The organism is Stackebrandtia sp., from assembly GCF_035643755.1.
In the GTDB taxonomy this organism is placed as follows: Bacteria; Actinomycetota; Actinomycetes; order Mycobacteriales; family Micromonosporaceae; genus Stackebrandtia.
On the sequence record NZ_DASQPW010000200.1, the window covers coordinates 1 to 25,477 of the forward strand.

The window sequence follows — 25,477 nt, forward strand, 5'->3', positions numbered from 1 at the left end:
GCACACCGTGGACGAACTGGGCAAGATGGTGGTCAGTAAGGTACAGCAGGTGTCGGGCATTACCCGCACCCTCACCTGTTCGGTCGTCCATCTCTAAGGAGCGCAACGGTGGCCACGGACCACGACCAGTCCCGTGACACGACGAAGAGTCCCGATGAGAAGGGCTCCGACTCCGCCGCCGAGGACCGCCGCCGCGCCGCGCGCCTCGCCACGTTCGTGGCCGTGCCGGTGACGATCGTCGCCGCGATCGGCGCGTTCGCGCTGGTCAACTCCACGCACCAGCCCGCCGACTCCGACGCCGACCACAGCGGCAAGGGCAGCGGCAAGACGGTGTCCATCGACGCGCCCGTGCTGGCCGACGCCGACTTCAAGGCCTGTCGTGCCCTGGTCACCAAGGTGCCGCAGAAGCTCACCGGCCTGGATCGGCGGCTGGTGGACGGCAAGCACAGCGCCGCCGAGGTGGCGGCGGCCTGGGGCGATCCCGCGGTGCGGATGCGTTGTGGCGTCGAGGAGGTCACGGTGCCGAAGTCGGGCGAGGTGTACCGACTGGGCGCGGTGTGCTGGTACGCCGACGCCAACAAGCACCGCACGATCTGGACCACGGTCGACCGCGAGCAGCCAGTGGAGCTGACGGTTCCCGCGACACACAAGCAGCCAGGCCAGCTGGCGCAGGCGCTGTCCAAGCCTGTGGCCAAGAAGATCGAGCCGATCAAGGACATTCCGAGCGGCTGCAGCGGAAAGTGAGCCCGACGGGGCCGCGGGTCTCCGAGTCCCAGCGTTGACGGTTCCTGCCGTATCCATTGTGGTGGATGCTTGATCGCTGGCCGCGAGCCCCCCCCGTGGCGAGAGCGCCATCGACCTCGAAGGCCGAAATGCTCCCGCGAGCCTCCCCGTCCCCGCACGGCGAGAGCGCCATGAGGCAACCCGACCCTTCGGGGCACGCGTCGGCGCCGACCAGCCCCGCTCCCGAGTCCGCCCGGGGATTTGGCGGAGTCTCGCAAAGTTTTCGCGCCGCGGACTTGCCACGCGATAGGTAACGATATATCGTTGACGCATCGGCGATAGTCGTCGATGTTATGACGATAGGACGAATAATGTCTCCACGACATGAAGAACACGGTCCCTGGGACCACCACCACCCGCACGACCACCACGCCCGACACTTCCAGCGCGCGCACCACGAGGGCGGTCACCCTCACGGCGGACGCGGCCGGGGCCGGGGTCATCGCCACCAGCCGCCGGGCGGATTCGGATTCGGTCCCCCCGGACCGCCCCCGCCCCCGCACGCGGGTCCGTGGGGCCCCCCGGGCTTCGGCCCGATGCCACAGATGCCCCCCATGCCGCAGATGCCATTTCCCGGAATGGCCTTCGGCGGACGCCGGGGCCGCAAGGCGCGGCGCGGCGACGTTCGCTCGGCGATTTTGTCGCTGCTGTCGGACGCATCTCTCAACGGATACCAGATCATGGGCGCGATCTCCGAACGCAGCCAAGGCGCGTGGCGGCCCAGCCCCGGCGCGGTCTACCCCGCGCTGCAACAGCTCACCGACGAGGGGCTGATCGAGCCCACCGGTGAGGGGCGCCGGACGCTGTACCAGCTCACCGACGCCGGACGCGCGTACGTCACCGAAAACGCCGCCGAGGTCGAGGCCCCCTGGGAGGCCATGACTCCGCAGGTCGACGAGGACGTGTGGGAGCTGATGAGCCTGGCGCAGCAAAGCGCCAGCGCCCTGATGCAGGTGGCGTACTCCGCCGGACCCAACGGGCGCGCCAAGGCCCGCGAGATCCTCAACGACACGCGCCGCAAGCTCTACCAGATCCTCGCCGACGGCGACACCTCGTCGCCCACGCCGGAGGACGACGCCCCCGTCGACGACGAGGACTGATCAGCGCAGACCGGTGCCGCGCTGGACGGCCAGTTCGATCAGCCGCGTCACCAGTTCCTCGTAGCTCAGCCCGGCGTTGGCCCAGGCCTGCGGGACACCGGAGGCCGGGGTCAACCCGGGCATCGTGTTGATCTCGTTGACGACCACCTCGCCGTCGGCGGTGAGGAAGAAGTCGACCCGCGCGAGGTCCGAACAGTCCAAAGTGGTGAATACCCGCACGGCGAGTTCGCGCACCCGCTCGGCGACGCCGGCGGGCAGCTCGGGGTTGAGGTCGTACGGCGACTCGGCGCCCAGGTACTTCGCGTCGAAGTCGAACCAGCCCTCCTCGCCGGTGCCCAGCACCTCCAGGGGCGGGGTGGTGTCGGGGGTGCCGCCGTCGAGGCGTTCCAGCACACCGCATTCCAGCTCCCGGACGCCGCCGAAGCCCGCCTCCACGATCACCTTCGGGTCGACCGCGCGGGCGGCCTGCAGCGCCTTGGGCACGCCGGACCACTCGGCGACCTTGGTGATGCCGAGGCTGGATCCGGCGCGGGCCGGCTTGACGAACACGGGCAGCCCCAGCCGCTGTTTGTCCTCCTCGGACAGTTCCTGGCCGCGCCGCAGCACCACGTGGTCGCCGCTGGGAATCCCCTCCGCGGCCAGCAGCTTCTTGGTGAACTCCTTGTCCATGCTGGCCGCCGACGCCAGCACCCCGGAGCCCACGTACGGCACCTCGGCCATCTCCAGCAGGCCCTGAATGGTGCCGTCCTCGCCGAAGGCGCCGTGCAGCACGGGAAACACGACGTCCACGTCGGACATCGTGGAGGTGGCGCCCGCGGCATCCGTTACCACCACATTGGACGCCGTGGGGTCGGCCGCCAGCACCACGCGCTTCCCCGAGTCCGCCGAGATCTCCGGCAGCGCGCCGTTGCCGATCGCCAGCTTGGCGGAATCGGCGTCCACGGTGACCCACTGGCCCTGCGGGGTGATGCCCACCGCCTGCACCTCGTACCTGTCGGCGTCCAGCGCGGCGATCACGCCGGCGGCACTGGCACACGACACCGGGTGCTCGACGCTGCGTCCACCCAGGACGACGGCGACCTTGATCTTCTTCATCGGATCTCCCATGGCTACTCGGATGTGGTGTCGCGGGACATGAGGTCCCTGACCGCCCGCTGTGGCGACAGGCCCTCGTAGCAGACCTTCTCGACCTGTTCGGTGATGGGCATCTCCACCCCGTACGCCCGGGCCAGGTCGCGGATCGACCGGCAGCTCTTGACGCCCTCGGCGGTCTGCTTCGTGATCTCCTGGGCCTCGGCGAGGCTCTTGCCCCGGCCCAGCGCGACGCCGAAGGTGTTATTGCGCGACAACGGGGACTGGCAGGTGGCGACGAGGTCGCCGAGCCCGGCCAGCCCGGAGAAGGTGAGAGGGTCGGCGCCCAGCTTGGCGCCCAGCCGCGCGGTCTCGGCCAGGCCGCGGGTGATCAGCGTGGCCTTGGTGTTGTCGCCCAGGCCCATGCCGCTGGCCATGCCGTGCGCCAGGCCGATGACGTTCTTGACGGCGCCGCCCAGCTCGCAGCCGACCACGTCGGGGTTGGTGTACGGGCGGAAGTAGCGGTTGGTGACGGCGTCCTGCACCCTGGATGCCCGGGCGGCGTCGGCGCAGGCCACCACCGCGGCGGTGGGCTGCTCCTGGGCGATCTCGCGCGCCAGGTTCGGGCCGGTGACCACGGCGATCCGCTCGAAGTCGACCTTGCCGACCTCATTGATCACCTCGCTCATTCGCTTCAGCGTCCCGAGTTCCACGCCCTTCATCAGGCTGATCACGGTCGCCTCGGAACCCAGGTGCCCCGCCCAGTTGGTGAGGTTGTCGCGCAGGGTCTGGCTCGGCACCGACAGCACGACCATCTCGGCGCCGTCCAGCGCCTCGGCGGCGTCGGTGGTCGCCACGATGGTGGACCGCAGCGGGACGTCGGGGAGGTAGTGGGGATTCATGTGGTGCACGTTGATCGACTCGACGACCTCGGCGCGCCGCGCCCAGATCCGCACCTGGTTTCCGGCGTCGGCGAGGATCTTGGCGAAGGTGGTGCCCCAGGAACCGGCCGCCATTACTGCCACGTGTGCCACGTCAGGAATCCTCTCCGGCCGCCTTGGCCGCCTTGAAGTCGTAAAGGGGGGGTGCCGCCTCGCCGCGCAGCTCGGCCAGCTGATCGCGGATGCGCAACATGATCGCATCGGTCATGGCGTGCAGGGTTTCGGAGTCGGCGGGGGCGTCGTCCCACGGCGACAGGTCGACCGCCTCGCCCGCGGTGACGGTGACCGGGACCCGCCAGGGGAAGCGGAACTTCTTGGTCAGCGGGTCGAAGATGTCCTGCGGGCCCCACACCGTCATCGGGATCACGGGGGCTCCGGTTTCCTTGACCAGGCGGGCGATCCCGGTGCGGCCGCGCATCGGCCAGTGCTCGGGCTGCTTGCTGGTGGTGCCCTCGGGGTAGAAGACGACGGGCTCGCCGCGGTTGACGGTCGCGATGGCGGCGTGCAGCGACTTGACGGCGTCGGCGCCGCCGCGATACACCGGGATCTGGCCGGTCCACCTGATGAGCTTGCCGGCCACCGGCACCTTGAACACCCCGTCCTTGGCGAGGAACTGGGGGTTGCGTCCGGTGTTGAAGACGTAGTGCGACACGGGAAGCGGGTCGGCCTGGGAGATGTGGTTGCAGGCCAGGATCACTCCGCCGGTCATCGGGACGTGCCGCATCCCCGACCACGACCGCTTGGTGACCAACACCAGCATGGGCTTCAGGATGCCCGCGACCAGGCGCAGCCAGAAGCCCGCCTTGTCTCCTCCGGGGCGGCGACGGAAATACTTGGCATCATTGCGATCGACCTTCGACACTCCGACCTCCATCACAAGTTGAACCTGCACCCTACTTGTCCGGGATCGGGGAAGATCCCCCGTGGCAGTTGACGGCAAATGATGTCATGATGGAGTCATACATAACGTCATACCGCACACGAGCGTCTAGGAGCGCCTGGTGAATTTCAAACTGCTGGCCTGGATCATCGGCCCGATCCTTGCCCTGTTCGTGTTGGGCTACATCGTCATCGCGATCGTCGGGACGGTGCTGTCGTGGCTGTTTTCGATCGTCTTTTATCTGGCCATCGGCTTGCTCGTCGTCGGCGTGGCCATCTGGGGGTACAACAAGGTGCGCGGGAAGCTCGGTTCGGGAAACCAGCACCGCCAGATCCGCTAAGTGGATCCACGCGGTTGGACGATTCTCCTTCCGGTCAAACGACTGTCGCGCGCCAAGACCCGGCTGCGCGGCCACACCCCGACACCCACCGACGCGCTGGCGCTGGCCTTCGCCGGCGACACCGCGGCCGCGACCATCGCCACCACCCAGGTCGACCGGGTGGTGGCGATCACCGTCGATCCCCGTGTGAGGGCGGCGCTGGAGCCCCTCGGGGTCGACTGTGTCGGCGAGGGGGGCGGGGGCGGACTCAACGCCGCGATCGGCCACGCGGCGGGCGCCCTCGGTGACCGACGCCTGGGGGTGCTCACCGCCGATCTCCCCGCCCTGAAGCCGTCCGAACTGGACGACGCGTTGGCGCGCGCCGCGTCGCATCCGCGCGCCTTCGTGCCCGACGCCGAGACGCTCGGCACTGTGCTGTTGACCACCCAGGACGCGTCCACACTGGAACCCCAGTTCGGAAAGGACTCGGCCGCCAGCCACGAAACCCTTGGGGCCGTGAGATTGCCGGGAGCCTGGCCGGGGCTGCGGCGCGATGTCGACACCGTCGCCGACCTGGAGGCGGCCCGAAAAATCGGGCTCGGATGTCGCACCGCGGCGCTAGTGTCCGGACATATCGCCCCGCGCGTCGAGCGAATGTGACTCTCGATACGAAACAGTGCCGTTTCGAAATATCCGACGTAGCGTGGTCGTCGACCAATACGAGACTGTTCCGTTTCATATCCCACAGGAGTATCCCCATGTCCTCTCCCGCCTCCATACAGGCAGAGACACCGCCCGAGGGGCACCCACGCCGCTGGTTCATCCTCGGCGTCCTGGTTTTGAGCCTGATCGTCGTCGTCCTCGACAACACCGTCCTCAACGTCGCGATGAAGACCATCGCCGACCCGAAGGACGGCCTGGGCGCCAGCCAGAGCCAGCTCGAATGGGCCGTGAACTCCTACACCCTGGTGTTCGCCGGCCTCTTGTTCACCTTTGGCGTCATCGGCGACCGCGTCGGCCGCAAGCGGATGGCGATGATCGGTTTGGTGCTGTTCGGATTGACGTCGGTGGCCTCGGCATTCGCCCAGGATCCGACCCAGTTGATCCTGGCCCGCGCCGGAATGGGCATCGGTGCCGCGGCCATCATGCCGTCCACCCTGTCGATTCTGACCAACGTCTTCGCCCCCAAGGACCGGGGGCGCGCCATCGGGATCTGGTCGGGTGCCGTGGGTATCGGCATCGCGATCGGCCCGATCATCGGTGGCACCCTGCTTGAGCACTTCTGGTGGGGCTCGGTGTTCCTGATCAACGCGCCCGTGGTGCTGGTGGCCCTGTTGGCCATCGGATTCGTGGCCCCGGAATCCCGCAACCCCCTGAAGACCAAGATCGATGTCGTCGGCGTGCTGCTGTCCATCGCGGGCCTGGTCACGCTGACCTACGGCATCATCGAGGGCGGCGACACCGGCGACTGGAGCCTCCTCAAGGTGTGGGGCCCGACCGCCGGCGGCGTGATCCTGCTTGTCGCGTTCGTGCTGTACGAGCGGATGATCGAGTTCCCCGCGCTGGACGTCAGGCTGTTCAAGGAGCGCCGCTTCTCGTCCGCCTCGGCCGTCGTCGCGCTGGTGTTCTTCGCCGGCATGGGCCTGATGTTCTTCATGACCTTCTACATCCAGATCATCAAGAACTTCTCCCCGCTGCAGACCGGTCTGCTGTTCCTGCCCTTCGCCGGCGCCATGCTGATCTTCTCGCCGCTGAGCTCGGTGATGGTGAAGCGCTTCGGCCCCAAGGCCACCGCGACCGCGGGCATGACCGCGATCACCCTGGCCTTCACCGGGTACCTGCTGCTGGACGCCGACACCCCGGTGTGGGTGATGGGCGTGATGTTCTTCGTGCAGGGCGCGGGCATGGCCAACGTGATGCCCCCGGCGATGAACACCATCATGGGCTCGCTGCCGCGCGAGAAGGCCGGCGTCGGCTCCGCCGTCGGCAACACGCTGCGCCAGGTGGGCGGCTCCATCGGCGTGGCGGTGCTGGGTTCGGTGCTGGCGCAGCTGTATCGCTCCAGCATCACGCCGAAGCTGCCCGACGGCATGCCGCACAAGCACGACGTCGCCGAGTCCATCGCCAGCAGTTATGGTGCGGCCCAACAGATCGCGCACTCCGGTGCGCCGGGTGCCGCCCAGCTCAGCCGCCAGCTGATGGACAACGCCACCGACGCCTTCATCTCCGCCATGCACACCACGGCCATCGTGTCGGCCTCGGTGGGCGTGGTGGGAATCCTGGTGGCGCTGATCTTGTTTCCCCGCAAGGACCGCGGCACCGGACCCGGTGGCGCGCACGAGCGGGCCGATGAGGCCGCGCAAGGTTCCGCCGAACCCGTGCTGATCGAAGCCTGAGAAGATGCGAGACATGGTTGCCAAGGACGAAGCGATGGTCGCGCGGCCCAAGGGCCGGCCGCGCGACCCCGCCACCGGTGAGGCCATCACCGAGGCCACTTTGGACTTGATCGCCGAGATCGGATCGATCGACGCGCTGTCCATCGAGGCGATCGCCGCGCGCGCCGGTGTCGGCAAGGCGACCATCTATCGGCGTTGGCCCAACAAGGAAGCACTGGTGATCGACGCGGTCGGCACCATGAAGGGCGTCAGCCCACCCTTGAAGGGCGTCAGCATCAGGGAGGACCTGGCCGACCTCGCGCGTGTCATCCGGCGTTCGGAGGACACGCGCGAGGGCCGGATCCTCCCCTGTCTCACCTGGGAACTCAAGCAGAACCCCGAGCTGGCCCGGCGCCACGAGGAGTCGGTGCGGGAGCGGCGCGAGCGCGTCCACGAGACCCTGCGCCGCGGCATCGCCAACGGCGAGCTGCGCGACGACATCGACGTCGAGACCGTCGGCGCGATGTTTCTGGCGCCGCTGATGATGGTCGCGGTGTTCGGCAGCTTCCCCAACATCAAGCGCGAGGGCCTGGCCGACCGGGTCATCGACTCCCTTTTGGACGGCATCGCGAAGAAGTGACGCGGTAGGGTGAGGCCCATGCAGGCAACCGTGGCGACCTTTGACCCGACGACCCGCGGCGGCAGCGTCCTTCTGGACGACGGCACCACCAAGTCCTTCGACCACACCGCCTTCGACGCCTCGCCCCTGCGGCTGCTGCGGCTGGGCCAGCGCGTCCGGCTCGACACCGACGCCGACGGCGTCGTCACGGGCCTGCGCCTCATCACGATGGCGTAGCACGAACAGCCGGTGGAACACGGCACCGTGGTATGACCACACTCACTTCGCCGGACCGCTACGGTAGCGGGGTGGATAACCGGGTTCTGGCCGCCGGGGGCGTGTTGTGGCGCACCGATCCCCAGGGCAGCGTGGAGGTCGCGGGGGTTTTCCGTCCCGCCACCGGCAACTGGTCACTGCCGAAGGGGAAGCTCGACAACGGCGAACACCCGCTGGCGGCGGCCTGCCGGGAGGTCGCCGAGGAGACCGGCCACGCGCCGATTCCCCAGACCTTCCTGACCACCGCGCACTACACACTGTCCCATCCCGACGGTGACGTCACCAAGTCGGTGGACTTCTGGTCGATGCGCGCGGCGAACCCCGCCGCGGAGTTCGCCCCCACCGAGGAGGTGACCAAACAGGAGTGGTTCCGGCTCGACGACGCCCGGGCCACCCTGACCCGGCCCCGGGATCAGGAGGCGCTCAACGCCTTCCGGAAGCTGCCGACGGTCACCGCCACCGTGGTGCTGCTGCGCCACGCCCGCCCCGAGGCCCCGGAGTCCTTCCGCGGCATCGACGTGGCGCGCCCGCTGGACCCCATCGGCCGGTCCCAGGCGACCCAGCTGGCCACCCTGCTGTCGCTCTATGATCCTCAAAGGATCGTCTCGGCGACCCCGCAGCGCTGCGTCAAGACCGTGGCGCCCTTGGCATCGGCGCTGTCGATGGAGTTGGAGGGTGAGTCGGTGTTCGACGCCGACGCCCACTTCCGCAACCCCGAGCGCGCCCCCACCCGGCTGCGCGACCTGGCCGCCGACGGCGGCGGCGTGGTGTGCAGCCAGGCCCCGGTGATCGCCGACTCGCTGGCGATCCTCGCCGACAGCGACGGCATCGAGCTCCACAGCGTCAACACCCCGGTCGCCGGGGTGTGGGTGCTGTCGTTCGCCAAGCGCACCCTGGTGGCCGTCGAGAGGTTGTAGCCGTTTTGCCGGTAAAGTCGGCGGCTGCCCCCGCCGTCGCGACCGCAAAGGCCCTCCTCAATGAGATCAGTGATCATCGGCGCCATTGCCGCCCTTATCATCTCGATCGCTGTCACCCCCCTGGCGATCAAGCTCCTCACCCGCGCCCACCAGCCGGTCCGCAACGAGCTCGGTCTGGCCTCCAACGCGGGCAAGCAGCGCACCCCCACCATGGGCGGCCTGGTGTTCATCGGCGCCACGCTCCTGGCCTACGGCATCGGACACGTGGCGCTGCTGCCGCTCCAGGGGCGCCCGCACCTGCCCACCCTGACCGGCCTGGTGCTTTTGGGGCTGTTCGTCGGCGCCGGTCTCATCGGCCTGCTGGACGACGTGCTCAAGGTGGTGAAGCGTCACCCCGGCGGTCTGCCCGGCAGGTACAAGATCGTCGGTCAGTTGTTGGTCGGCGCGGGTTTCGGCGCGCTCGCGCTGTACTTCCCCAGCCCCGAGCACTACACAGTGGGCAGTGAGAACGTGTCGTTCGTTCGCGACATCCCGTGGGCGAACATCGGCCGCATCGGCGCCGTGGTGGTGTTCGTGCTCATGGTGATGGCAACGTCCAATGCGGTCAATCTCACCGACGGCCTCGACGGACTGGCGACCGGCTCCTCGGCGATCGTGCTGTCGGCGTATGTGCTCATCGCCTTCTGGCAGTACCGGCACTGGTGTGCCGAGCGCCCGAAGTTCTCCGCCTGCTACGAGGTGCGCGACCCGCTGGAGGTGGCGCTGGTGGCGGCCGCCGCGGCCGGGGCGCTGATCGGGTTCCTGTGGTGGAACACGTCTCCGGCCCGCATCATCATGGGCGACGTGGGGGCGCTGGGGCTGGGCAGCCTGATCGCGGGCCTGGCCATGGCCACCCACACCATGCTGCTGCTGCCCATCATCTGTGGACTGTTCGTGTTCGTCACTTCGTCCCGGATCATCCAGTATGTGTCGTTCAAGACCACGGGGAAACGGGTCTTCCGAATGTCGCCCATTCATCACCATTTCGAAATGGCTGGATGGAGCGAGGTGACCATCGTCGTCCGGTTCTGGTTGCTGGCAGCGGTTGCGGCGGCACTGGCCGTGGGACTGTTCTTTGCGGACTTCATCCATAGGGCTGGTTTTTGATCACCCATTCGAATGAATTAATGTCGAAAACGGTCAACGGAACATGAAACGACTAAGGGGAACGGTCTCACATTAGACCGTTCCCCTTTTTCATGTCGCGATGTATGTAGTACCGCTTTGCGCGATACGTTGATCCGCTGGAGGCCGGGCGGACTGCCCGACCCACCGTTATGGATAAACGGCGGCGGGTCGCTTTCTTCGCGGTTTTCTTCGCGGCGGACTTCTTTGTGGCACCCACCCGCTTGGTCACCGAGGCCGCCGACTTCGACGCGGTGCGAACCGTTTTCTTCGCAGCGGTCTTGCGAGTGGTGGCCTTCTTGGCCGGCGCCGTCTTCTTGGCGGTGGCCTTGCGCCCGGTGGACTTCTTCGCTCCGGGCTTCTTCGGCATCTTCTTCTCGCCGGTGACGAGCTCCTTGAAGCCCTGCCCCGGGCGGAACGCCGGCACCACGGTCTTCTTCACCCGCACGGCTTCGCCGGTGCGCGGGTTGCGCGCCATGCGAGCGGCCCGCTGACGTTTTTCGAAGACACCGAATCCGGCGAAGGAGACCTTCTCCCCCTTGGAGACCGCGCGCTGGATTTCCTCCAGCATCGCGTCGAGCGCTTTCAGAGACGTCTTCCGATCGCCCAGGTGCTCGACGAGCGCATCGATGAACTCGGCCTTATTCACGAGACTTTCCCTCCCGACAACATATATCTAATGGTTCGGATGAACCGTAAACCGCACGTTATGCTGATTTGATCGCGGGCGCAACCATATCAGAGAGAAAAATCGTTGTGTCGCAAAGATTTCTCATCGGCCACGCCTGAGGATCGCTGTCGGGGCAACGAAGTGGCTCGATCACACCACCGGCAGTGTGTGTGGTAGCCACAACGGACGATCGCTTTCAAAGGCCGTAATGGACGCTTCATCGCGCAGAGTCAGATCGATGTCGTCGAGCCCCTCCATGAGGCGCCAGCGGCTGTGGTCGTCCAGTGGGAATTGCCAGATCCGTTGGGCCACACGGACTTCACGCTTTTCAAGGTCGACGGTTATCTCCGTGCGAGGGTCGGCCTCCACGGCGTCCCACAGCCATTCCACAGTCGCGGAGTCGAGCTCGACCGTGAGCAGTCCACCCTTGAGAGCGTTGCCGCGGAAGATGTCGCCGAAGCGCGGCGCGATGACCGCTCGGAAACCGTGGTCCTGCAACGCCCACACCGCGTGTTCGCGCGAGGACCCGGTGCCGAACTCGGTCCCGGCGACGAGGATGGAGGAATCCGCATGTGCGGAACGGTTGAGCACGAAGTCGGGATCGGCGCGCCACGCGGCGAACAGGCCGTCGTCGAATCCCGTGCGTGTCACCCGTTTCAGGTACCGGGCGGGGATGATCTGATCGGTATCCACGTTGGAGCGGCGCAGCGGGACGGCGCGGCCGGTGTGGACGGTGAAGCTACGCATGCGTTGAGTCTCCTTATGACAGGTCTGCGGGTGAGGCGATACGGCCGGTGACGGCCGTGGCGGCAGCCACCGGCGGCGACACCAGATGGGTGCGCCCCCCCGGTCCCTGACGCCCCTCGAAGTTTCGGTTCGATGTGGAGGCTGAACGGGCACCCGCATCCAGCTGGTCGGTGTTCATGCCCAGACACATGGAGCACCCGGCGAACCGCCATTCGGCCCCCGCCGCGGTGAAGACCTCGTGCAGTCCTTCGGTTTCGGCCTGCTCACGCACGCGCGCCGAGCCCGGCACCACCAGCATCCGCACGCCCGCGGCGACGCGGCGGCCGCGCAGCACGTCGGCGGCGGCACGCAGGTCCTCGATGCGCCCGTTGGTGCACGAGCCCAGGAACACGACGTCCACAGTGATGTCGCGCATCGGCGTGCCGGGCGTCAGGTCCATGTATTCCAGCGCGCGGGCGGCCGCGGCGCGCTGGGTCTCGTCGGCGACGTCGGCGGGGTCGGGCACGGAGGCCGACAGCGGGACGCCCTGGCCCGGGTTGGTCCCCCACGTCACGAACGGGCTCAGGGACGACGCGTCGATGCGCAGCTCCTTGTCGAAGCGCGCGCCCGGATCGGTGGCCAGCGCCCGCCACGCGTCGACCGCGCGGTCCCAGTCGGCGCCGGCGGGCGCGTGTGGACGGTCGCGGAGGTAGGCGAAGGTGGTGTCGTCCGGGGCGATCATGCCCGCCTTGGCCCCCCATTCGATGGACATGTTGCACACCGTCATGCGCGCCTCCATGGACAGCGCGCGGATCGCCTCGCCGCGATACTCCACAATGTGTCCGCGCCCGCCGCCGGTGCCGGCCCTGGCGATGATCGCCAGGATCAGGTCCTTGGCCGTGACGTCGGACGGCAGCTCGCCGTCGACGGTCACCGCCATGGTCTTGGGGCGCGCCTGCGGCAGCGTCTGGGTGGCCAGCACGTGCTCGACCTCGCTGGTGCCGATGCCGAACGCCAGCGCGCCGAAGGCCCCGTGGGTGCTGGTGTGCGAGTCGCCACACACGACGGTCGTTCCGGGCTGGGTGAGGCCGAGTTGCGGCCCGACCACGTGCACCACGCCCTGCTCGTTGTCGCCCAGCGGGTGCAGCCGGACGCCGAACTCGGCGCAGTTGCGGCGCAATGCCTCTATCTGGGTGCGCGACACCGCGTCGGTGATGCTGGCGAGGCTGGTGGTGGGCAGCGCGTCGGTCGGGGTGTTGTGGTCCTCGGTGGCGATGGTGAGGTCGGGCCGGCGCACCTTGCGCCCGGCGGCGCGCAGGCCGTCGAAGGCCTGCGGGCTGGTCACCTCGTGAATCAGATGCAGATCGATGTAGAGCAGATCAGGCTCGCCGTCGCGCGCGCGCACCGTGTGGGCGCGCCATACCTTCTCCGCCATGGTCGCCGGTGCCGTATTTGGCATTGCTCACCCTTTCTGGACTTCCCGCATATTGGGAGGTACATTTCAGCTCATGGGAAACAGTATCAGCGGAGTCGGCGTCGTCGATAAGGCCGTGTTGATCCTCACCTCGTGCGTGGAGGGGGCCAGCCTGGCCGAACTGGTGGACAAGTCGGGTCTCCCCCGCGCCACCGCCCACCGTCTGGCGCAGGCGCTGGAGGCCCACCGGCTTCTGGTGCGCGACCACGAGAACCGCTGGCGGCCCGGGCCCCGGCTGGGCGAGTTGGCCGACGCCACACCGGATGTGCTGCTCAGCGCGGCCGACCCGGTGCTGAAGCTGTTGCGCGACCAGACCGGCGAGAGCGCGCAGCTGTATCGGCGCCGCGCGGACGAGCGGATCTGCGTCGCCGCCGCCGAGCGCCACAGCGGACTGCGCGACACGGTGCCGGTGGGCGCCGTCCTGCCGATGTCGGCCGGGTCCGGCGCCCAGGTGCTGCTGGCCTGGGAGCCGCCGGAGGCGGTGCTGCCGTTGCTTCCCAAGTGCCGCTTCTCCGCCCAGGCCCTCACCGAGGTGCGGCGCCGCGGCTACGCGCAGAGCGTCGCCGAGCGCGAGGCCGGCGTGGCGTCGGTGTCGGCGCCGATCCGCGACCGCACCGGCCGGGTGGTCGCGGCGATCTCGGTGTCGGGCCCCATCGAGCGGATGGGGCGGCGCCCCGGGGAGCGGATGGCGATGGCCGTGATCCGCGCCGGTCAACGGCTGTCGGGACGTTGAATATGACCAGGCCGGACGGCCCGCGGGGTTGTCAGGTGGACCCTACAAGGCATAAGGTTGCGCGATGATAAGTGCCCGCGATCATGCGACATCGAACGGCAAACCCATGCGGCGCAGCGCCGGCGAGCTGGAAAGCCAGGTGCTGGGCGCGCTGTGGGCCAGCGAGAAGGCCCTGACGCCGACGGAGATCCAAAGCGAGGTCGGCGGCGGGCTGGCCTACAACACGATCCACACCACACTCAAGCGCCTGTACGACAAGGGCGTCGTGGTGCGCGACGCCGAGGGCCGCCGCGGCGCCTACCGCCCCGTCACGGCCACCGCGCAGGCCACCGCCGAGGCCATGCACCTGGCGCTGGAGCGCAATCCCGATCCGATCTCCTCCCTGCAGCATTTCGTGTCAGGCTTGGGACCTGACGAGGAACGAGCACTCCGGGATCTGCTGGATCGGAAGAGATAAATGGTCATTGACGTCTACGTCCCGCTCGTGGCGTCGCTGCTGCTGGGGGCCGTCAGCCCGCTGGTCGCCCGCCGGATGCCGCCCGCCGTGGCGGCGTGCGTCCTGGTGGCCGCCAGCCTGCTGACGGCGGCGTCCTTCGTGTGGGCCCTGGTCCTGTTGGCCGGGACCCTGTACGAGGACCTGCCGGACGTCGCGGCCGACGCACACGCGCGGCACCTCAGCATCCCCGATCCGGTGCCGGAGATCATCGCACAGGCGTCCATTGTGCTGGGAGTGATCGTGGCGCTGCGGGTGGCCATGCTGGTGCGTTCCCAGCGCCACACCCGCGACCTGAAGCGCACCCTCACCGGCGGCTCCGCGGCGAACACCGAGCTGATCGTGGCGGATTCCGAGGAGCCGCGGGCGTTCGCCATCCCCGGCCGGCCGGGGCACGTCTTCGTCACCACGGCCATGCTGCGCGGCCTGAACGCCGCCGAGCGCGAGGTGCTGCTGGCCCACGAGCGCGCCCACCTGCGGCACCACCACGGCTGGCTGCGGCTGCTGGTGGACGTCGCCGCCGCCGTCGACCCGCTGTTGATCCCGCTGCGCGGGGACGTGGAGTTCCTGCTGGAGCGCTGGGCGGACGAACACGCCGCCCGAGCCACCGGCGACCGCGACATCACCGCGCGGGCGCTGGCGCGCGCGGCCCTGCTGTCGGCCAACGCCCAACGCCGCTGCGCGCTGGCCTTCGCCGACCAGGCCGTGATCCGCCGTGTGGACGCGCTGCGGAACACGCCTCCCCGCCCGGCGCGGGCGTGGGCGGCGATCGTCGTGGCGTGCGCCCTGGTGGTCCCCGTCATCACCGCCGACGCCACCGGCGACTTCGTCGATCTGTTCTGGCGCATCCTTCCCGGATAACGCCACGGCCCGCCCGGAACCCTCCAGCTGCGCGAACAGCTCCTCCCAACGCTTGCGGATCGTCTCGGCGTCGTAGCGGTGTGCCGAGACCACCGCGGCGGCGGCCATCTCGCGGCGGCGCCCCGGGTCGGCGATCAGCGCGTTGATGGCGTCGCGCAGGCCGTCGGTGTCGCCGACGGGTATCAGACGGCCGTCGCGTCCGTCCGCGATGATCTCGCTGGGCCCGTGTGGACAGTCGTAGCTGATCGGCGGCACGCCGTGGCTCATCGCCTCGGCCAGCACCATCCCGAAGCCCTCCTTGCGGGAGGCCATCGCGAAGATCGAGGCCTTGGCCAGTTCGTCGTCGAGCTGCTCGGTGGTGCCCATCAGGAAGACGTGGTTGTAGAGGTCGCGGGAGTCGATGAGCGCGCGCAGGTTCGCGTATTCGTCGCCGCCGCCGAAGATGCGCAGCCGCCAGTCGGGGTGGACGGCGACCACCTCGGCGAAGGCGTTGATCAGGTCGGCGAAGCCCTTGTTCGGGACGAGCCTGCCCGCCGAAACGACCAGCTTCCTGTCCTGAGTGGAGATGTTCGGCGCGATGTCCGCCAGCCCGTTGGGGATGCGCGCCACCCGCACGGCGTCGCCGAGGGCGGCGCGGTAGGCGAGCTCGTCGGCTTCGGTGAGCACCGCTACCGCGTCCAGGCGGGGGTACAGCTTCCTGATCTGCCGCGCCAGTTCGGGCTTGTGGCGGTCGAAGTGCATGTGTTCCTGGCCGACGGTGATCACGCGGGAGGGGGCGTGCTCGGCGGCGATGAGGTTGAGGGCGGGGCGGGTGGTGACCAGAATCCCGGGGGACAATGTGGACACGTACCTCACCAGCCGCTGGTCGGTGAGGCGGTTGAAGCGCCGGTAGCGGACCTCCTGGCGGGGAACGAGCTCGCTGGGCTGGTGAAGGTCCTTGCCCAGCAGCCAGCGGCCGGGGACGGAAATCTCGTCGACCAGGGGACGCAGCCTGACGCGCGGGTGATAGCCGAACGCGGGGGTGCGGCGCTGCCGCAGCACGCTGACCACCTCGACGTCGTGCCCGGCGGCGGCCATGGCGTTGGCCTGGTTCGCCACGGTGCGCACGGTCCCGCCGACCGAGTACGCGTTCATCAGGATGTATCGGATTCTCACTGTTCGGCCCTGCGGCAGGTCACCGACAGGTTGTCGTTCTCGGTGAAGTACGGCTTGACCCGCACGCCGTCCACGATCTGCTCGGGGTAGCGGAAGACGCGCTTCTTCCCGTGAATGTCGTCCAGGTGCCTGCCCACCCGGGCCCGGCCCTGGTCGCTGCCCGAGTGGGTCAGGTACAGGTCGAAGGTCTCGTCGACCTCGCGGCACGCCGATACCAGACGCGCCACGCTGACGCGGGTGTCGAAGTGGCCGTCGGTGACCGTGACGTCGGCCTCGCAGCGGGCGAAGGGATTGACGCGTCCCTGCGCCACCAGGCGATCCAGCCCCTCGCCGCTCACCCGGCCGGTGATCCGGATGTCGCCGCCGCGCGGCCACACCTCGTCCATCTCCGCGTGCCGAAACGCCACGGATTCCCCACTGTTCATGCGGCCCGTCCTTCACCCTACGAGTTGTCGGGTCAAAGGTACACCCCACAAGTCGTAGGGCCACTCCCGTGACGATGTGCGCCACAGGTAAACAAGAGGAGGGTCGGGTACGCATAAATGACGAAAGCGAAGTGGTTCTCTCGTAGAGAACGCACTTCGCTTTTCGTCGTCGTGCTGGGGTACCAGGACTCGAACCTAGACTAACTGGGCCAGAACCAGACGGGCTGCCAATTACCCCATACCCCAAGGGTGGCGTCAGCGCCGGGAACAGACTCTACCTGACGCGGCGGAGGCCGCACAAACGGGTATCGGCCCGGGCGTTGACGCCATCGAGTCCCTACTGACGACGGTTCATGGACTCCTGCAGGGCGCGGCGGGCTTCCTCCCGCTCTTCGTCCGCAGTGGAGGACGGCTTCTGGGTGGCGGTCGTGGTGGCCATGATTGCTCTCCTGTCGAGATTGTTGTCTGGTGGGCGGAGAGCCCGGCGGCGCCGTCTTCGCGCGTAACTCGTACTCCCCGCACCGCGATGAAAATCGGTGGACCGACGCGTCCAACACCGCGACGGGGAGTCGGCCTGTGGTTCAGGTCCCGCCGCGGCTGGGAAGAATGAGTACGTAACGCATCGTGGACTACGGTAATAGCGATCCCGAATGATGCACCATAGTTCCCACATCTCGAGATAGGAACCGCATGTCATCGGACCTGGGAATCCGCGTCGGGCACTGGACCGACGCCGCCGCCCGCACCGGCTGCACCGTGATCCTCCTTCCCGAGGGCACCGTCGCCTCGGCCGAGGTCCGCGGCGGCGCCCCCGCCAGCCGCGAGCTCGAGGTGCTGTCCCCCGAGCGCACCGTCTCCACGGTCGACGCGGCGGTCCTCACGGGCGGCTCCGCGTTCGGCCTGGCCAGCGCCGACGGCGTGATGCGATTCCTCGAGGAGACCGGCCGCGGCACCCCCACCCCCGCGGGCCGCGTCCCGATCGTCCCCACCCTCGGCCTGTATGACCTCGCCGTCGGCGACCCGCGCACCCGCCCGGGCCCCGACCAGGGCTACGCCGCCTGCCGATCCGCCTCTCAGGAGATCGAGGTCGGCGCGGTCGGCGCGGGCACCGGCGCCACCGTGGGCCACGTCCGCGGTCCGTCGGGCGCCGCGCCGGGCGGGATCTCCACCGCCACCATCCGCAAGGGACGGTTGGTGGTGACGGCCGTGGTGGCGGTCAACGCCTTCGGCGCCATCGACGTCGACGGCACCCTGGCCGACCGCGTCGTCGCCGACGCCGACCCCGACGGCATCGGCGGCCCCGTCCCGTTCACCAACACGACGATCGGCGTGGTCACCACCAACGCCCGCCTCGACAAGGTGGGCTGCCTGATCGCGGCCCAGGGCGCCCACGACGGCCTCTCCCGAGCGCTGGCCCCGCCCCACACCCGCTTCGACGGCGACGCCTTCATCGCCGCGGCGACCGGGGCGGTGGACGCCAATGTGGACGTCGTCAGGATGCTCGCCCTGACGACCGTGGCGCAGGCGATCCGCTCGCTGGCCTAGCGCTCGGCGCCCACGATGAGCCACTTACCGCTGCGCTGGCGCAGCAGCAGCGCGATGAGGCGGATGACGATGAACGCCGTCAGTCCCGCCCAGATGCCGCCCAGGCCCCAGCCGAGGCCGTAGGTCAGCCAGATCATCGGCAGGAAGCCGAGCAGGGCCGCGACGATCGTCATGTTGCGCATGAAGGCGGCGTCGCCCGCGCCGAAGAAGACGCCGTCCAGGGCGAAGACGACCCCCGCCAGGGGCATCATGCCGATGAACCACGGCCACAGGACCGCGGCCTGGGCGTGGACGTCGGCGTCCGAGGAGAACAGTCCCGCCAGGACGGGGGAGCCCGCGAGCACCGCCACGGCGAAGAAGGAGCCGTAGCCCAGGCCGATCCAGGCGATGCGGCGGGCGGTGTGGCGGGCGCGGTCGGCGTCGCCTCCGCCGAGTTCGGCGCCGATCAGGGCCTGGGCCGCGATGGCGACCGCGTCGAGGGCGAGGCTGGCGAACATCCACAGCTGGAGGCCGATCTGGTGGGCGGCGAGGGTGGCGGCGCCGAAGCGGGCGGCCACCGCCGCGGCCGACATGAAGCACAGCTGGAAGGCGCCGCCGCGGATGGCGAGGTCGCGGCTGAGGCTGATCTGGCGCTTCAGGACCGTCCACTTGGGTCGCAGGTCGACGTGTTCGACGATGAGGGCGCGGATGAACAGCGAGCCCGACACGACCTGGGCGATGACGTTGGCGACGGCCGAGCCGATCAGGCCCCAGCCCAGGGCGTAGACCAGGACGGGGGCCAGGACGGCCGAGCCGATGCTGGCGGTCAGCACGATGTACATGGGGCGCCGGGTGTTCTGGACGCCGCGCATCCAGCCCTGGCCCGCCATGGCGACCAGGATGAACGGGGCACCGAGCACCGCGATGCGCAGCCAGAGCTCGGCGGCCGCGGCGACGTCGCCTGCGCCCCCGGCCAGGCCGCGGGTGATCGGGCCGACGAAGAGCTGGACGACGGCGAGCATCACCAGGCCGACCAGCAGGGCCAGCCAGGTCCCCTGGGCGCCCTCGGCGACGGCCTCGGCGCGTTGTCCCGCACCGAAACGGCGGGCGACGCGGGAGGTGGTGCCGTACGCCAGGACGTTGCCGAACCAGGCGGCGACCGTCATGACGCCGCCGCCCAGGGCCAGGGCGGCGAGGGGAACGCGGCCGAGGTGGCCGACGACGGCGGTGTCGACCAGGACGTAGAGGGGTTCGGCGGCGAGCACCACCAGGGCGGGCAGGGCGAGGGCGGTGATGCGACGCAGACTCGCCGAATTGGCGGGTGTGGCGGGGGCGGTTGTCGCGCTCATGGGGTCATTCTGCCAGATGTGTAATGAATCAGATAGTACTGAATCCTTACGCCGCGGGTGAGCTCGCCCACGAGAAACGGGCACCCGCGAAACCGGGTGCCCGTGGAAAGGTCGCGCGCTACTCCTCGACGGCGTCTTCCTTGTACGGGTTCGGGTCGCCGGCGTACTGCGCCCGCGCCGCGAGCTGGTGCAGCTCGGCATCGGCGTCGGCGGCCTTGGCCAGCAGCTCGTCGATCTGGTTGACCGCCTCGGGAAGGCCGTCGAACACGAAGGTCAACGACGGCGAGTGCCGCAGCCCCAGGGCCCTGCCGACGTTGGATCGCAGCAGGCCCTTGGCGCTGTCCAGCGCCGCGGCGCTGGCGGCGTGGGACTCCTCGTCCCCGAACACCGTGAAATAGATCGTGGCCTCACGGAAGTCGGGAGAGAGCTTGGCGTCGGTGATCGTCACCATCCCGAGCCGAGGGTCCTTGACGTGGGCGCGAATCGCCGTCGCCGTCAATTCCTTGACCCGCTCGGCCATCTTGCGCGCCTTTGCCGAATCGCTCATTGCGAGGCCACCTCTTTCATTCCTCGGGGCCGAACACGCGCCGCCGCACACTCAGCAGCTCGGCTTCGGGACGGCCCACCACCAACTTCTCGCAGGCGTCCAGCACGTCCTGGACGTGCGAGTGCTCACCCGACACCACCGCGACCCCGACTTGGCTGCGCCCATGGAGGTCGGTCGCCCCGACCTCGGCGGCGGATACCTCGAACTTTCTCAAAGCCGCCACGATCGGCCGCACATACGACCGCTTGGCCTTGAGAGAACGCGAATCGCCCGGCAACAGGATGTCGAAAACGGCGGTACCCGTGAACACCGCTAAAGAGTACGCCCGTTGCACCCCGGTACGAAAGTGCTATTTGCGCCGCGTGGCGCACACCCTACCGACGGTGACGCCGTTGTCGTCGAGCCATTTGCATCCATTGGACACACTGTGCGGCACGGAATCCGCCCCACCCACACGGAAAGCGAGACCCCATGTCCTCACACTCCTCCCCCGGCTCTCCCCCGCAAAGCTGGCTGGCCGGGGCGATCCTCACCACCATCTTCTGCTGCATGCCCTTCGGCGTCGTCGCCATCGTGTACGCCGCCCAGGTGAATTCGGCCTGGGCGCGGGGCGACTACGACGGCGCGGCGGCCAGCGCCGACAAGGCCAAGAACTGGACGATCGCGTCGGCGGCCTGCGGCCTCGTCGCCGCGTTGGCGTACGTGTGCTTGGTCGCGGGACATCGCTGACGCCCTACCTGGTGTAGTGTGTGCGCCTGTGGCCGCATGAGCTGCCGCGCCCCCGCCCCCCTCACCGGAAGTCCAAGCCATGCACGATTCCGCGCCGCACTTGGACGGCTTGCTGGCGGCCGTGGCCGCCTCCCCCGACGACGTCTCCCTGCGGCTGCACCTGGCCGAGGAGCTGCTGGCGCACGGCCGCGCCGCCCAGGCGCTGGAGCACTGTTCGGCGGTGTTGTCGCTGCGGCCCGAGCACGCGCGGGGACTGGAATTGTTGTCGGCGATCACCGCGGCGATGGCGGCGCCGCCCGCACCCCCGGGCTTCGACTGGACGCGCGCCGAGCGGGAGGTCGGCGGGCCCGAACCCGTGGCGCCGCGCGGTGACCCCGTCACCGAGGACGTCGCCGAGCCGCGGGTCACGCTGGCCGACGTGGCGGGCATGGAACAGGTGAAGAAGCGCCTGGAGGTGGCGTTTCTGGGGCCGATGCGGCGCCCCGACATGGCCGCGGCGTTCGGCAAGTCCACCTCCGGCGGGCTGCTGTTGTACGGGCCGCCCGGGTGCGGCAAGACGTACGTCGCCCGCGCCCTGGCCGGGCAGCTGGGCGCGAAGTTCCTGGCGGTGGGCATCACCGACGTGCTGGACGCCTACGTGGGCGATCGGGAGCGGCACCTGGCCGAGATGTTCGCCGCCGCCCGCCGCGACGCGCCGTGCGTGCTGTTCTTCGACGAGGTGGATGCCTTGGGGCAGAAGCGTTCTCACCTGAAGCACGACAGCTGGCTGCGCACGGTCGTCAACACCCTGTTGACCGAGATGGATTCGGTGCGCGAGCGCAACGACGGCGTGTTCGTGCTGGGCGCCACCAACCATCCCTGGGACGTCGACACCGCGCTGCGCCGCCCCGGACGCTTCGACCGGATGGTGCTGGTGCTGCCGCCCGACGCGACCGCCCGCGCCGCCCTGCTGCGGCTGCGCCTGGCCGATCGACCCCGCGGCGACCTCGACATCGACCGGCTCGTTTCATTCACACAGGACTTCTCTGGCGCCGACCTGGCCCACCTGGTCGACTCCGCCGCCGAGCTGGCGCTGGCCGACTCCATGGTGCGCGGCGAGGTGCGGCCCATCGCGATGGACGACTTCGCCGCCGCGCTGCGCGAGGTGAAACCGTCCTGCGGGCCGTGGCTGCAGACCGCCCGCAACGTCACCACCTTCGGCAACACCGACGGCAGCTACGACGACCTGCGCGCGTATCTCAAGCAGCGGCGCCTCCTGTGAGGACGATGGAGGACGAGCAGTTCGACCGCCTCCAGAATCGCCTGCGCGCGTACGGGGAGACCGACCGGCCCGTCGAGGGCGAGCGGCTGGTGCGCGAGGCCCTGCTGTCACACCCCGACGACACCGACCTGCTGGGCTGGCTGGCGATCATGCTGGGCATGCAGGATCGCTGGACCGAGGGCCTCGACGTCCTGGACGACGCCCTGGCGATGGCGCCCGACGACGACCGCCTGCACTGGATCCGCAGCACCCTGCTGTTCGAGACCGGGGACTGTGCCGGGGCGGTGGCCACCATCGACCGCGCCGTCGAACTGGACCCCGAGGACGTCGGCAACCTGCAAAAACAGGCGGCCCTGCTCGCCGCGGAGCACCGCTTCGACGAGGCCGAGGCGGTGGCCCGCCGCGCCCTGGAGCGGGACCCGGCCAACGCCGAGCTGCTGGCCGTGGTGGGGGTGTGCGCGCGGCAGCGCGGCGACATCGACGCCGCGGTCGAGGCACTCGCCGAGTCGCTGCGGCACGACCCCGGCCAGGCGGACGTGTGGAAACTGCTGGGTCTCATGCAGCTGCTGCGCGGCAGGGCGCGACCGTCCATTGAGGCGCTGCGCAACGCCGTCGGCGTCGACCCCAGCATGAACCTGGCGTCCTACCTGGCCTGGCCGATCACCAACACCGCGTGGCGCCCGCGCTGGCTGTTGCCGCTGGCGGCGGCGCTGACCCTGCTGGGAGGGCTGGACGGCGGGTGGGGCACGGCGTGTCGGGTGGCCGCGGGCGCGGTCATCGCGGGCGCCCTGGCCGACGCGGCCCGCTGGCCGTTTCTCGGTGGATCGACGTCGTGGCGGGCGCTTCGGGTGTCGTCGCGGTGGCAGTGGCTGAGCTTCGTCGGCGGGTCGGCGCTGCTGCTGGGAATCAGTGCGCTGCTTGCCATCGCGCTGTTCACCGGCGCCACCGCCGCGGCCTGGTGGGCGGTCCCCGCCGTCGCGGCGTTGTGGGCGATCGGAACCCTGGAGATGTCCATGGGACCCGACGAGGACTACGACCTGCCGCTGGCGACGCGGCTGCGGGAGAACCTGGCGTATTGGATCGGCGCCGACATCGCCATCGCACGCCGCGCCGTCAAGATCGCGTCAAGAAAACGCCCCTCCATGTAGCGATACCGTCAGACCCCCTTTCACCCAGGTCAAACCCGACGTTGACTCTCCTTGCGCGATGCGGATCGCGCGTCCGTGACTACCGAGGAGAGTCAATGTCCGACCTGGCCTTCGTGGCCCTGACCGTCGTCGGCTTCGCGCTGCTGGCGCTCGTGGTGAGGGCGGTGGAGAAGCTGTGAGCACCGCCAATGTCGTCGGCGGGATCGTCGCCGTCGCCCTGGCCGCGTTCCTCGTGGCGGCCCTGTTGTTCCCGGAGAAGTTCTGATGTCGTCGACCACCGCGGGAATCGTCTTCATCGGCGCCCTGATCGCCGCCCTGGCGGCCGTCCACAGGCCGCTGGGCGACTACATCTATCGGGTCGTCACCCGAAGGAACGACCGCGCCGCCGAGCGCGTCGTCTACCGACTGGTCGGCGTCAAGTCCGATGTGGAGCAAAGCTGGGGCGGCTACGCGCGAAGCGTCCTGGCCTTCTCCCTGATCAGCATCCTGTTTCTGTATGGGCTGCAACGCTTGCAGCACCTGTTGCCGCTGAGCAACGGCTTCGGAGGCGTGGAGCCGGGCGTCGCCTGGAACACCGCCGTCAGCTTCACCACCAACACCAACTGGCAGGCGTACTCGGGGGAGTCCACGATGGGCCACCTGGTGCAGATGTCCGGGCTGGCGGTGCAGAACTTCGTGTCGGCGGCGGTGGGGATCGCCGTGGCCGTGGTGCTGGTGCGCGGCTTCGCCCGCAAGGTCACCGACCGGCTGGGCAACTTCTGGGTGGACCTCACCCGCATCACCCTGTGGGTGCTGCTGCCCATCAGCGTGGTCGCCGCGATCGTCCTGATCGCCGGCGGCGCCGCCCAGAACCTCTACACCGACACCACCGCCCACGCCCTCAACGGCGTCGCGCAGCACCTCGCGGGCGGGCCCGTCGCCAGCCAGGAGGCCATCAAGGAACTGGGCACCAACGGCGGCGGCTTCTACAACGTCAACTCCGCCCACCCCTTCGAAAACCCCACCAGCTGGACGAACTTCCTCGAGGTGTTCCTGATCCTGTGCGTCCCGTTCTCGCTGCCGCGCGCCTTCGGCCGCCTGGTCGGCGACAAGCGGCAGGGCTACGCGATCACCGCGGCGATGGGCGTCATGGCGCTGGTCAGCGTCTGCCTGCTGTTCGGGCTGGAGAACCTGGCCAACGGCACGGTCCCGCAGGCGATCGGCGCGGCCATGGAGGGACGCGACGTCCGCTTCGGCGTTCCCGACTCCTCGATCTTCGCCGCGGTCACGACGTTGACGTCGACCGGGGCGGTGGACTCGTTCCACGACTCGTATACCGCGCTGGGCGGCGGCGTCGCGATGCTGAACATGATGCTCGGCGAGGTGGCGCCGGGCGGCACCGGTTCGGGCCTGTACGGCATGTTGATCCTCGCCGTCATCACGGTCTTCGTGGCCGGGCTGATGGTGGGGCGCACGCCCGAATACCTGGGCAAGAAGATCGGTGCCCGCGAGATCAAGCTCGCATCGATGTACTTCCTCGTGACGCCCGCGCTGGTCCTCTTGGGACTGGCGGTCTCGATCGCCGTACCGTTCAACCAGTCGGCGATGTACAACGTCGGGCCGCACGGCATGTCGGAAATGTTGTACGCCTTCACTTCCGCGTCCAACAACAACGGTTCGGCCTTCGCGGGCCTCGGCGCCGACACGCCGTGGTTCAACACCGCGCTCGGGCTGTGCATGCTCTTTGGACGGTTCCTGCCGATCATCCTGGTGCTGGCGCTGGCCGGGTCCCTGGCGAGACAGAAGCCGGTGCCCGTGTCGGCGGGAACGTTCCCCACCCACAAACCACTGTTCGTCGGCATGGTCGTCGGCGTGACCGTCATCCTGGTCGCGTTGACCTTCCTGCCCGTCCTGGCGCTCGGCCCGCTGGCCGAGGGCCTGATGTAGGAGATGTCGTC

General features: G+C 69.1%; 29 protein-coding genes, 1 tRNA gene and 2 pseudogenes. 20 read left to right on the forward strand and 12 right to left on the reverse strand.

The features are described 5' to 3' along the window. The 3 genes and pseudogenes from VE172_RS15410 to VE172_RS15420 form a co-directional block, all read left to right on the forward strand. Positions 1-97, forward strand: a pseudogene (locus tag VE172_RS15410) (Lrp/AsnC family transcriptional regulator); the annotation flags it as partial. A gap of 11 nt (positions 98-108) precedes the next feature. Continuing rightward, positions 109-744 (forward strand): DUF3515 domain-containing protein, encoded by a 636-nt coding sequence (locus tag VE172_RS15415; RefSeq protein ID WP_324802812.1) that lies wholly within the window; start codon positions 109-111, stop codon positions 742-744. 602 nt (positions 745-1,346) lie between these two features. Beyond that, positions 1,347-1,883 carry a PadR family transcriptional regulator gene (locus tag VE172_RS15420; RefSeq protein WP_324802813.1) on the forward strand — a complete coding sequence of 179 codons (537 nt, stop codon included), beginning with the start codon at positions 1,347-1,349 and terminating at the stop codon, positions 1,881-1,883. On the opposite strand, the gene VE172_RS15425 is transcribed toward VE172_RS15420, so the two are convergent. The 3 genes from VE172_RS15425 to VE172_RS15435 are packed head-to-tail and all read right to left on the reverse strand — an operon-like array spanning position 1,884 to position 4,757. After that, on the reverse strand, positions 1,884-2,978 hold the full coding sequence (locus VE172_RS15425) for a D-alanine--D-alanine ligase family protein (RefSeq protein WP_324802814.1): 1,095 nt from the start codon (positions 2,976-2,978) through the stop codon (positions 1,884-1,886). 14 nt (positions 2,979-2,992) lie between these two features. Further along, complete coding sequence (locus tag VE172_RS15430) at positions 2,993-3,997, reverse strand: NAD(P)H-dependent glycerol-3-phosphate dehydrogenase (RefSeq protein WP_414715108.1); 1,005 nt, start codon at positions 3,995-3,997, stop codon at positions 2,993-2,995. After that, positions 3,990-4,757 carry a lysophospholipid acyltransferase family protein gene (locus VE172_RS15435; RefSeq protein WP_324802816.1) on the reverse strand — a complete coding sequence of 256 codons (768 nt, stop codon included), beginning with the start codon at positions 4,755-4,757 and terminating at the stop codon, positions 3,990-3,992. The genes VE172_RS15430 and VE172_RS15435 overlap by 8 nt, the downstream gene beginning before the upstream one ends. Positions 4,758-4,896: 139 nt before the next feature. On the opposite strand from VE172_RS15435, the gene VE172_RS15440 reads away from it, so the two are divergent. The 7 genes from VE172_RS15440 to mraY all read left to right on the forward strand — a co-directional run bounded on the left by VE172_RS15440 (position 4,897) and on the right by mraY (position 10,427). Beyond that, positions 4,897-5,115, forward strand: coding sequence for a hypothetical protein (locus tag VE172_RS15440; protein WP_324802817.1), 219 nt, complete (start codon positions 4,897-4,899; stop codon positions 5,113-5,115). Further along, positions 5,116-5,754, forward strand: coding sequence for a 2-phospho-L-lactate guanylyltransferase (gene cofC, locus VE172_RS15445; protein WP_324802818.1), 639 nt, complete (start codon positions 5,116-5,118; stop codon positions 5,752-5,754). It begins immediately after the preceding gene. Positions 5,755-5,852: 98 nt separating this feature from the next. Continuing rightward, positions 5,853-7,490 carry an MFS transporter gene (locus VE172_RS15450; RefSeq protein ID WP_324802819.1) on the forward strand — a complete coding sequence of 546 codons (1,638 nt, stop codon included), beginning with the start codon at positions 5,853-5,855 and terminating at the stop codon, positions 7,488-7,490. Positions 7,491-7,503: 13 nt separating this feature from the next. Continuing rightward, positions 7,504-8,109, forward strand: a complete 606-nt coding sequence (locus VE172_RS15455; RefSeq protein WP_324802820.1) for a TetR/AcrR family transcriptional regulator — start codon at positions 7,504-7,506, stop codon at positions 8,107-8,109. 18 nt (positions 8,110-8,127) lie between these two features. Next, a complete protein-coding gene (locus tag VE172_RS15460) occupies positions 8,128-8,325 on the forward strand; it encodes a cold-shock protein (RefSeq protein ID WP_324802821.1) in 198 nt (65 codons plus the stop codon). A gap of 71 nt (positions 8,326-8,396) precedes the next feature. Then, positions 8,397-9,281: a bifunctional NUDIX hydrolase/histidine phosphatase family protein gene (locus VE172_RS15465; protein ID WP_324802822.1), complete on the forward strand. Its 885-nt coding sequence runs from the start codon at positions 8,397-8,399 to the stop codon at positions 9,279-9,281. Between the two features lie 60 nt (positions 9,282-9,341). Then, on the forward strand, positions 9,342-10,427 hold the full coding sequence (mraY, locus tag VE172_RS15470; protein ID WP_324802823.1) for a phospho-N-acetylmuramoyl-pentapeptide-transferase: 1,086 nt from the start codon (positions 9,342-9,344) through the stop codon (positions 10,425-10,427). 67 nt (positions 10,428-10,494) lie between these two features. Here mraY and VE172_RS25480 read toward each other — a convergent pair whose 3' ends face one another. The 3 genes from VE172_RS25480 to leuC form a co-directional block, all read right to left on the reverse strand. Beyond that, positions 10,495-11,094, reverse strand: coding sequence for an HU family DNA-binding protein (locus VE172_RS25480; RefSeq protein ID WP_349258400.1), 600 nt, complete (start codon positions 11,092-11,094; stop codon positions 10,495-10,497). A 171-nt stretch (positions 11,095-11,265) separates the two neighbouring features. Further along, entirely contained in the window at positions 11,266-11,862 is a 597-nt protein-coding gene (leuD, locus tag VE172_RS15480) for a 3-isopropylmalate dehydratase small subunit (RefSeq protein WP_324802824.1), read from the reverse strand. Between the two features lie 13 nt (positions 11,863-11,875). Next, on the reverse strand, positions 11,876-13,300 hold the full coding sequence (gene leuC, locus VE172_RS15485) for a 3-isopropylmalate dehydratase large subunit (protein ID WP_349258401.1): 1,425 nt from the start codon (positions 13,298-13,300) through the stop codon (positions 11,876-11,878). A 61-nt stretch (positions 13,301-13,361) separates the two neighbouring features. Between leuC and VE172_RS15490 the strand changes: the two genes are divergently transcribed. The 3 genes from VE172_RS15490 (at position 13,362) to VE172_RS25485 (ending at position 15,402) form a co-directional block, all read left to right on the forward strand. After that, positions 13,362-14,048, forward strand: coding sequence for an IclR family transcriptional regulator (locus VE172_RS15490; RefSeq protein ID WP_349258404.1), 687 nt, complete (start codon positions 13,362-13,364; stop codon positions 14,046-14,048). Between the two features lie 106 nt (positions 14,049-14,154). After that, positions 14,155-14,505 carry a BlaI/MecI/CopY family transcriptional regulator gene (locus VE172_RS15495; protein ID WP_324802827.1) on the forward strand — a complete coding sequence of 117 codons (351 nt, stop codon included), beginning with the start codon at positions 14,155-14,157 and terminating at the stop codon, positions 14,503-14,505. 297 nt (positions 14,506-14,802) lie between these two features. Further along, positions 14,803-15,402, forward strand: a complete 600-nt coding sequence (locus tag VE172_RS25485) for a M56 family metallopeptidase (protein WP_349258406.1) — start codon at positions 14,803-14,805, stop codon at positions 15,400-15,402. Between the two features lie 105 nt (positions 15,403-15,507). Here the strand turns inward: VE172_RS25485 and VE172_RS25490 are convergent. The 3 genes and pseudogenes from VE172_RS25490 to VE172_RS15510 all read right to left on the reverse strand — a co-directional run. Next, positions 15,508-16,536 (reverse strand): annotated as a pseudogene (locus VE172_RS25490) (glycosyltransferase family 4 protein); the annotation flags it as partial. Between the two features lie 17 nt (positions 16,537-16,553). Further along, positions 16,554-16,982 (reverse strand): hypothetical protein, encoded by a 429-nt coding sequence (locus VE172_RS15505; RefSeq protein WP_324802829.1) that lies wholly within the window; start codon positions 16,980-16,982, stop codon positions 16,554-16,556. Positions 16,983-17,156: 174 nt separating this feature from the next. Then, positions 17,157-17,228 (reverse strand) — tRNA-Gln (locus tag VE172_RS15510). A 444-nt stretch (positions 17,229-17,672) separates the two neighbouring features. Here VE172_RS15510 and VE172_RS15515 point away from each other — a divergent pair. Then, positions 17,673-18,527 carry a P1 family peptidase gene (locus tag VE172_RS15515; protein WP_324802831.1) on the forward strand — a complete coding sequence of 285 codons (855 nt, stop codon included), beginning with the start codon at positions 17,673-17,675 and terminating at the stop codon, positions 18,525-18,527. Here VE172_RS15515 and VE172_RS15520 read toward each other — a convergent pair. From VE172_RS15520 to VE172_RS15530, 3 genes are all read right to left on the reverse strand, one after another. Next, positions 18,524-19,855 (reverse strand): MATE family efflux transporter, encoded by a 1,332-nt coding sequence (locus tag VE172_RS15520; RefSeq protein WP_324802832.1) that lies wholly within the window; start codon positions 19,853-19,855, stop codon positions 18,524-18,526. The genes VE172_RS15515 and VE172_RS15520 overlap by 4 nt on opposite strands. A gap of 118 nt (positions 19,856-19,973) precedes the next feature. Then, positions 19,974-20,402 (reverse strand): 30S ribosome-binding factor RbfA, encoded by a 429-nt coding sequence (rbfA, locus tag VE172_RS15525; protein WP_324802833.1) that lies wholly within the window; start codon positions 20,400-20,402, stop codon positions 19,974-19,976. Between the two features lie 16 nt (positions 20,403-20,418). After that, complete coding sequence (locus VE172_RS15530; protein WP_324802834.1) at positions 20,419-20,712, reverse strand: DUF503 domain-containing protein; 294 nt, start codon at positions 20,710-20,712, stop codon at positions 20,419-20,421. 161 nt (positions 20,713-20,873) lie between these two features. On the opposite strand from VE172_RS15530, the gene VE172_RS15535 reads away from it, so the two are divergent. From VE172_RS15535 to kdpA, 6 genes are all read left to right on the forward strand, one after another. Continuing rightward, on the forward strand, positions 20,874-21,131 hold the full coding sequence (locus VE172_RS15535; protein WP_324802835.1) for a CD225/dispanin family protein: 258 nt from the start codon (positions 20,874-20,876) through the stop codon (positions 21,129-21,131). 79 nt (positions 21,132-21,210) lie between these two features. After that, the gene (locus tag VE172_RS15540) at positions 21,211-22,392 is read left to right on the forward strand and encodes an AAA family ATPase (RefSeq protein WP_324802836.1); all 1,182 of its coding nucleotides are present in this window, start codon (positions 21,211-21,213) and stop codon (positions 22,390-22,392) included. A 5-nt stretch (positions 22,393-22,397) separates the two neighbouring features. Then, positions 22,398-23,540, forward strand: a complete 1,143-nt coding sequence (locus VE172_RS15545; protein ID WP_324802837.1) for a tetratricopeptide repeat protein — start codon at positions 22,398-22,400, stop codon at positions 23,538-23,540. 41 nt (positions 23,541-23,581) lie between these two features. Next, the gene (locus tag VE172_RS15550; RefSeq protein WP_324802838.1) at positions 23,582-23,719 is read left to right on the forward strand and encodes a hypothetical protein; all 138 of its coding nucleotides are present in this window, start codon (positions 23,582-23,584) and stop codon (positions 23,717-23,719) included. Further along, complete coding sequence (gene kdpF, locus VE172_RS15555) at positions 23,716-23,805, forward strand: K(+)-transporting ATPase subunit F (protein ID WP_324802839.1); 90 nt, start codon at positions 23,716-23,718, stop codon at positions 23,803-23,805. Before VE172_RS15550 ends, kdpF begins: the two co-directional genes overlap by 4 nt. Further along, positions 23,805-25,466 carry a potassium-transporting ATPase subunit KdpA gene (gene kdpA, locus VE172_RS15560; protein WP_324802840.1) on the forward strand — a complete coding sequence of 554 codons (1,662 nt, stop codon included), beginning with the start codon at positions 23,805-23,807 and terminating at the stop codon, positions 25,464-25,466. Before kdpF ends, kdpA begins: the two co-directional genes overlap by 1 nt. The last annotated feature ends 11 nt before the right edge of the window (positions 25,467-25,477 follow it).

Coding starts and splice junctions, on each gene's coding strand:
- mraY (WP_324802823.1), top strand. CDS start 9,342: ATGAGATCAGTGATCATCGGCGCCATTGCCGCCCTTATCATCTCGATC.
- VE172_RS15495 (WP_324802827.1), top strand. CDS start 14,155: ATGCGGCGCAGCGCCGGCGAGCTGGAAAGCCAGGTGCTGGGCGCGCTG.
- VE172_RS15460 (WP_324802821.1), top strand. CDS start 8,128: ATGCAGGCAACCGTGGCGACCTTTGACCCGACGACCCGCGGCGGCAGC.
- VE172_RS15450 (WP_324802819.1), top strand. CDS start 5,853: ATGTCCTCTCCCGCCTCCATACAGGCAGAGACACCGCCCGAGGGGCAC.
- VE172_RS15420 (WP_324802813.1), top strand. CDS start 1,347: ATGCCATTTCCCGGAATGGCCTTCGGCGGACGCCGGGGCCGCAAGGCG.
- VE172_RS25485 (WP_349258406.1), top strand. CDS start 14,803: ATGCTGGTGCGTTCCCAGCGCCACACCCGCGACCTGAAGCGCACCCTC.
- VE172_RS15425 (WP_324802814.1), bottom strand. CDS start 2,978: ATGAAGAAGATCAAGGTCGCCGTCGTCCTGGGTGGACGCAGCGTCGAG.
- VE172_RS15515 (WP_324802831.1), top strand. CDS start 17,673: ATGTCATCGGACCTGGGAATCCGCGTCGGGCACTGGACCGACGCCGCC.
- leuD (WP_324802824.1), bottom strand. CDS start 11,862: ATGCGTAGCTTCACCGTCCACACCGGCCGCGCCGTCCCGCTGCGCCGC.
- VE172_RS15455 (WP_324802820.1), top strand. CDS start 7,504: ATGGTTGCCAAGGACGAAGCGATGGTCGCGCGGCCCAAGGGCCGGCCG.
- VE172_RS15535 (WP_324802835.1), top strand. CDS start 20,874: ATGTCCTCACACTCCTCCCCCGGCTCTCCCCCGCAAAGCTGGCTGGCC.
- rbfA (WP_324802833.1), bottom strand. CDS start 20,402: ATGAGCGATTCGGCAAAGGCGCGCAAGATGGCCGAGCGGGTCAAGGAA.
- VE172_RS15545 (WP_324802837.1), top strand. CDS start 22,398: ATGGAGGACGAGCAGTTCGACCGCCTCCAGAATCGCCTGCGCGCGTAC.
- VE172_RS15505 (WP_324802829.1), bottom strand. CDS start 16,982: ATGAACAGTGGGGAATCCGTGGCGTTTCGGCACGCGGAGATGGACGAG.
- kdpA (WP_324802840.1), top strand. CDS start 23,805: ATGTCGTCGACCACCGCGGGAATCGTCTTCATCGGCGCCCTGATCGCC.
- VE172_RS15540 (WP_324802836.1), top strand. CDS start 21,211: ATGCACGATTCCGCGCCGCACTTGGACGGCTTGCTGGCGGCCGTGGCC.
- leuC (WP_349258401.1), bottom strand. CDS start 13,300: ATGCCAAATACGGCACCGGCGACCATGGCGGAGAAGGTATGGCGCGCC.
- VE172_RS15520 (WP_324802832.1), bottom strand. CDS start 19,855: ATGAGCGCGACAACCGCCCCCGCCACACCCGCCAATTCGGCGAGTCTG.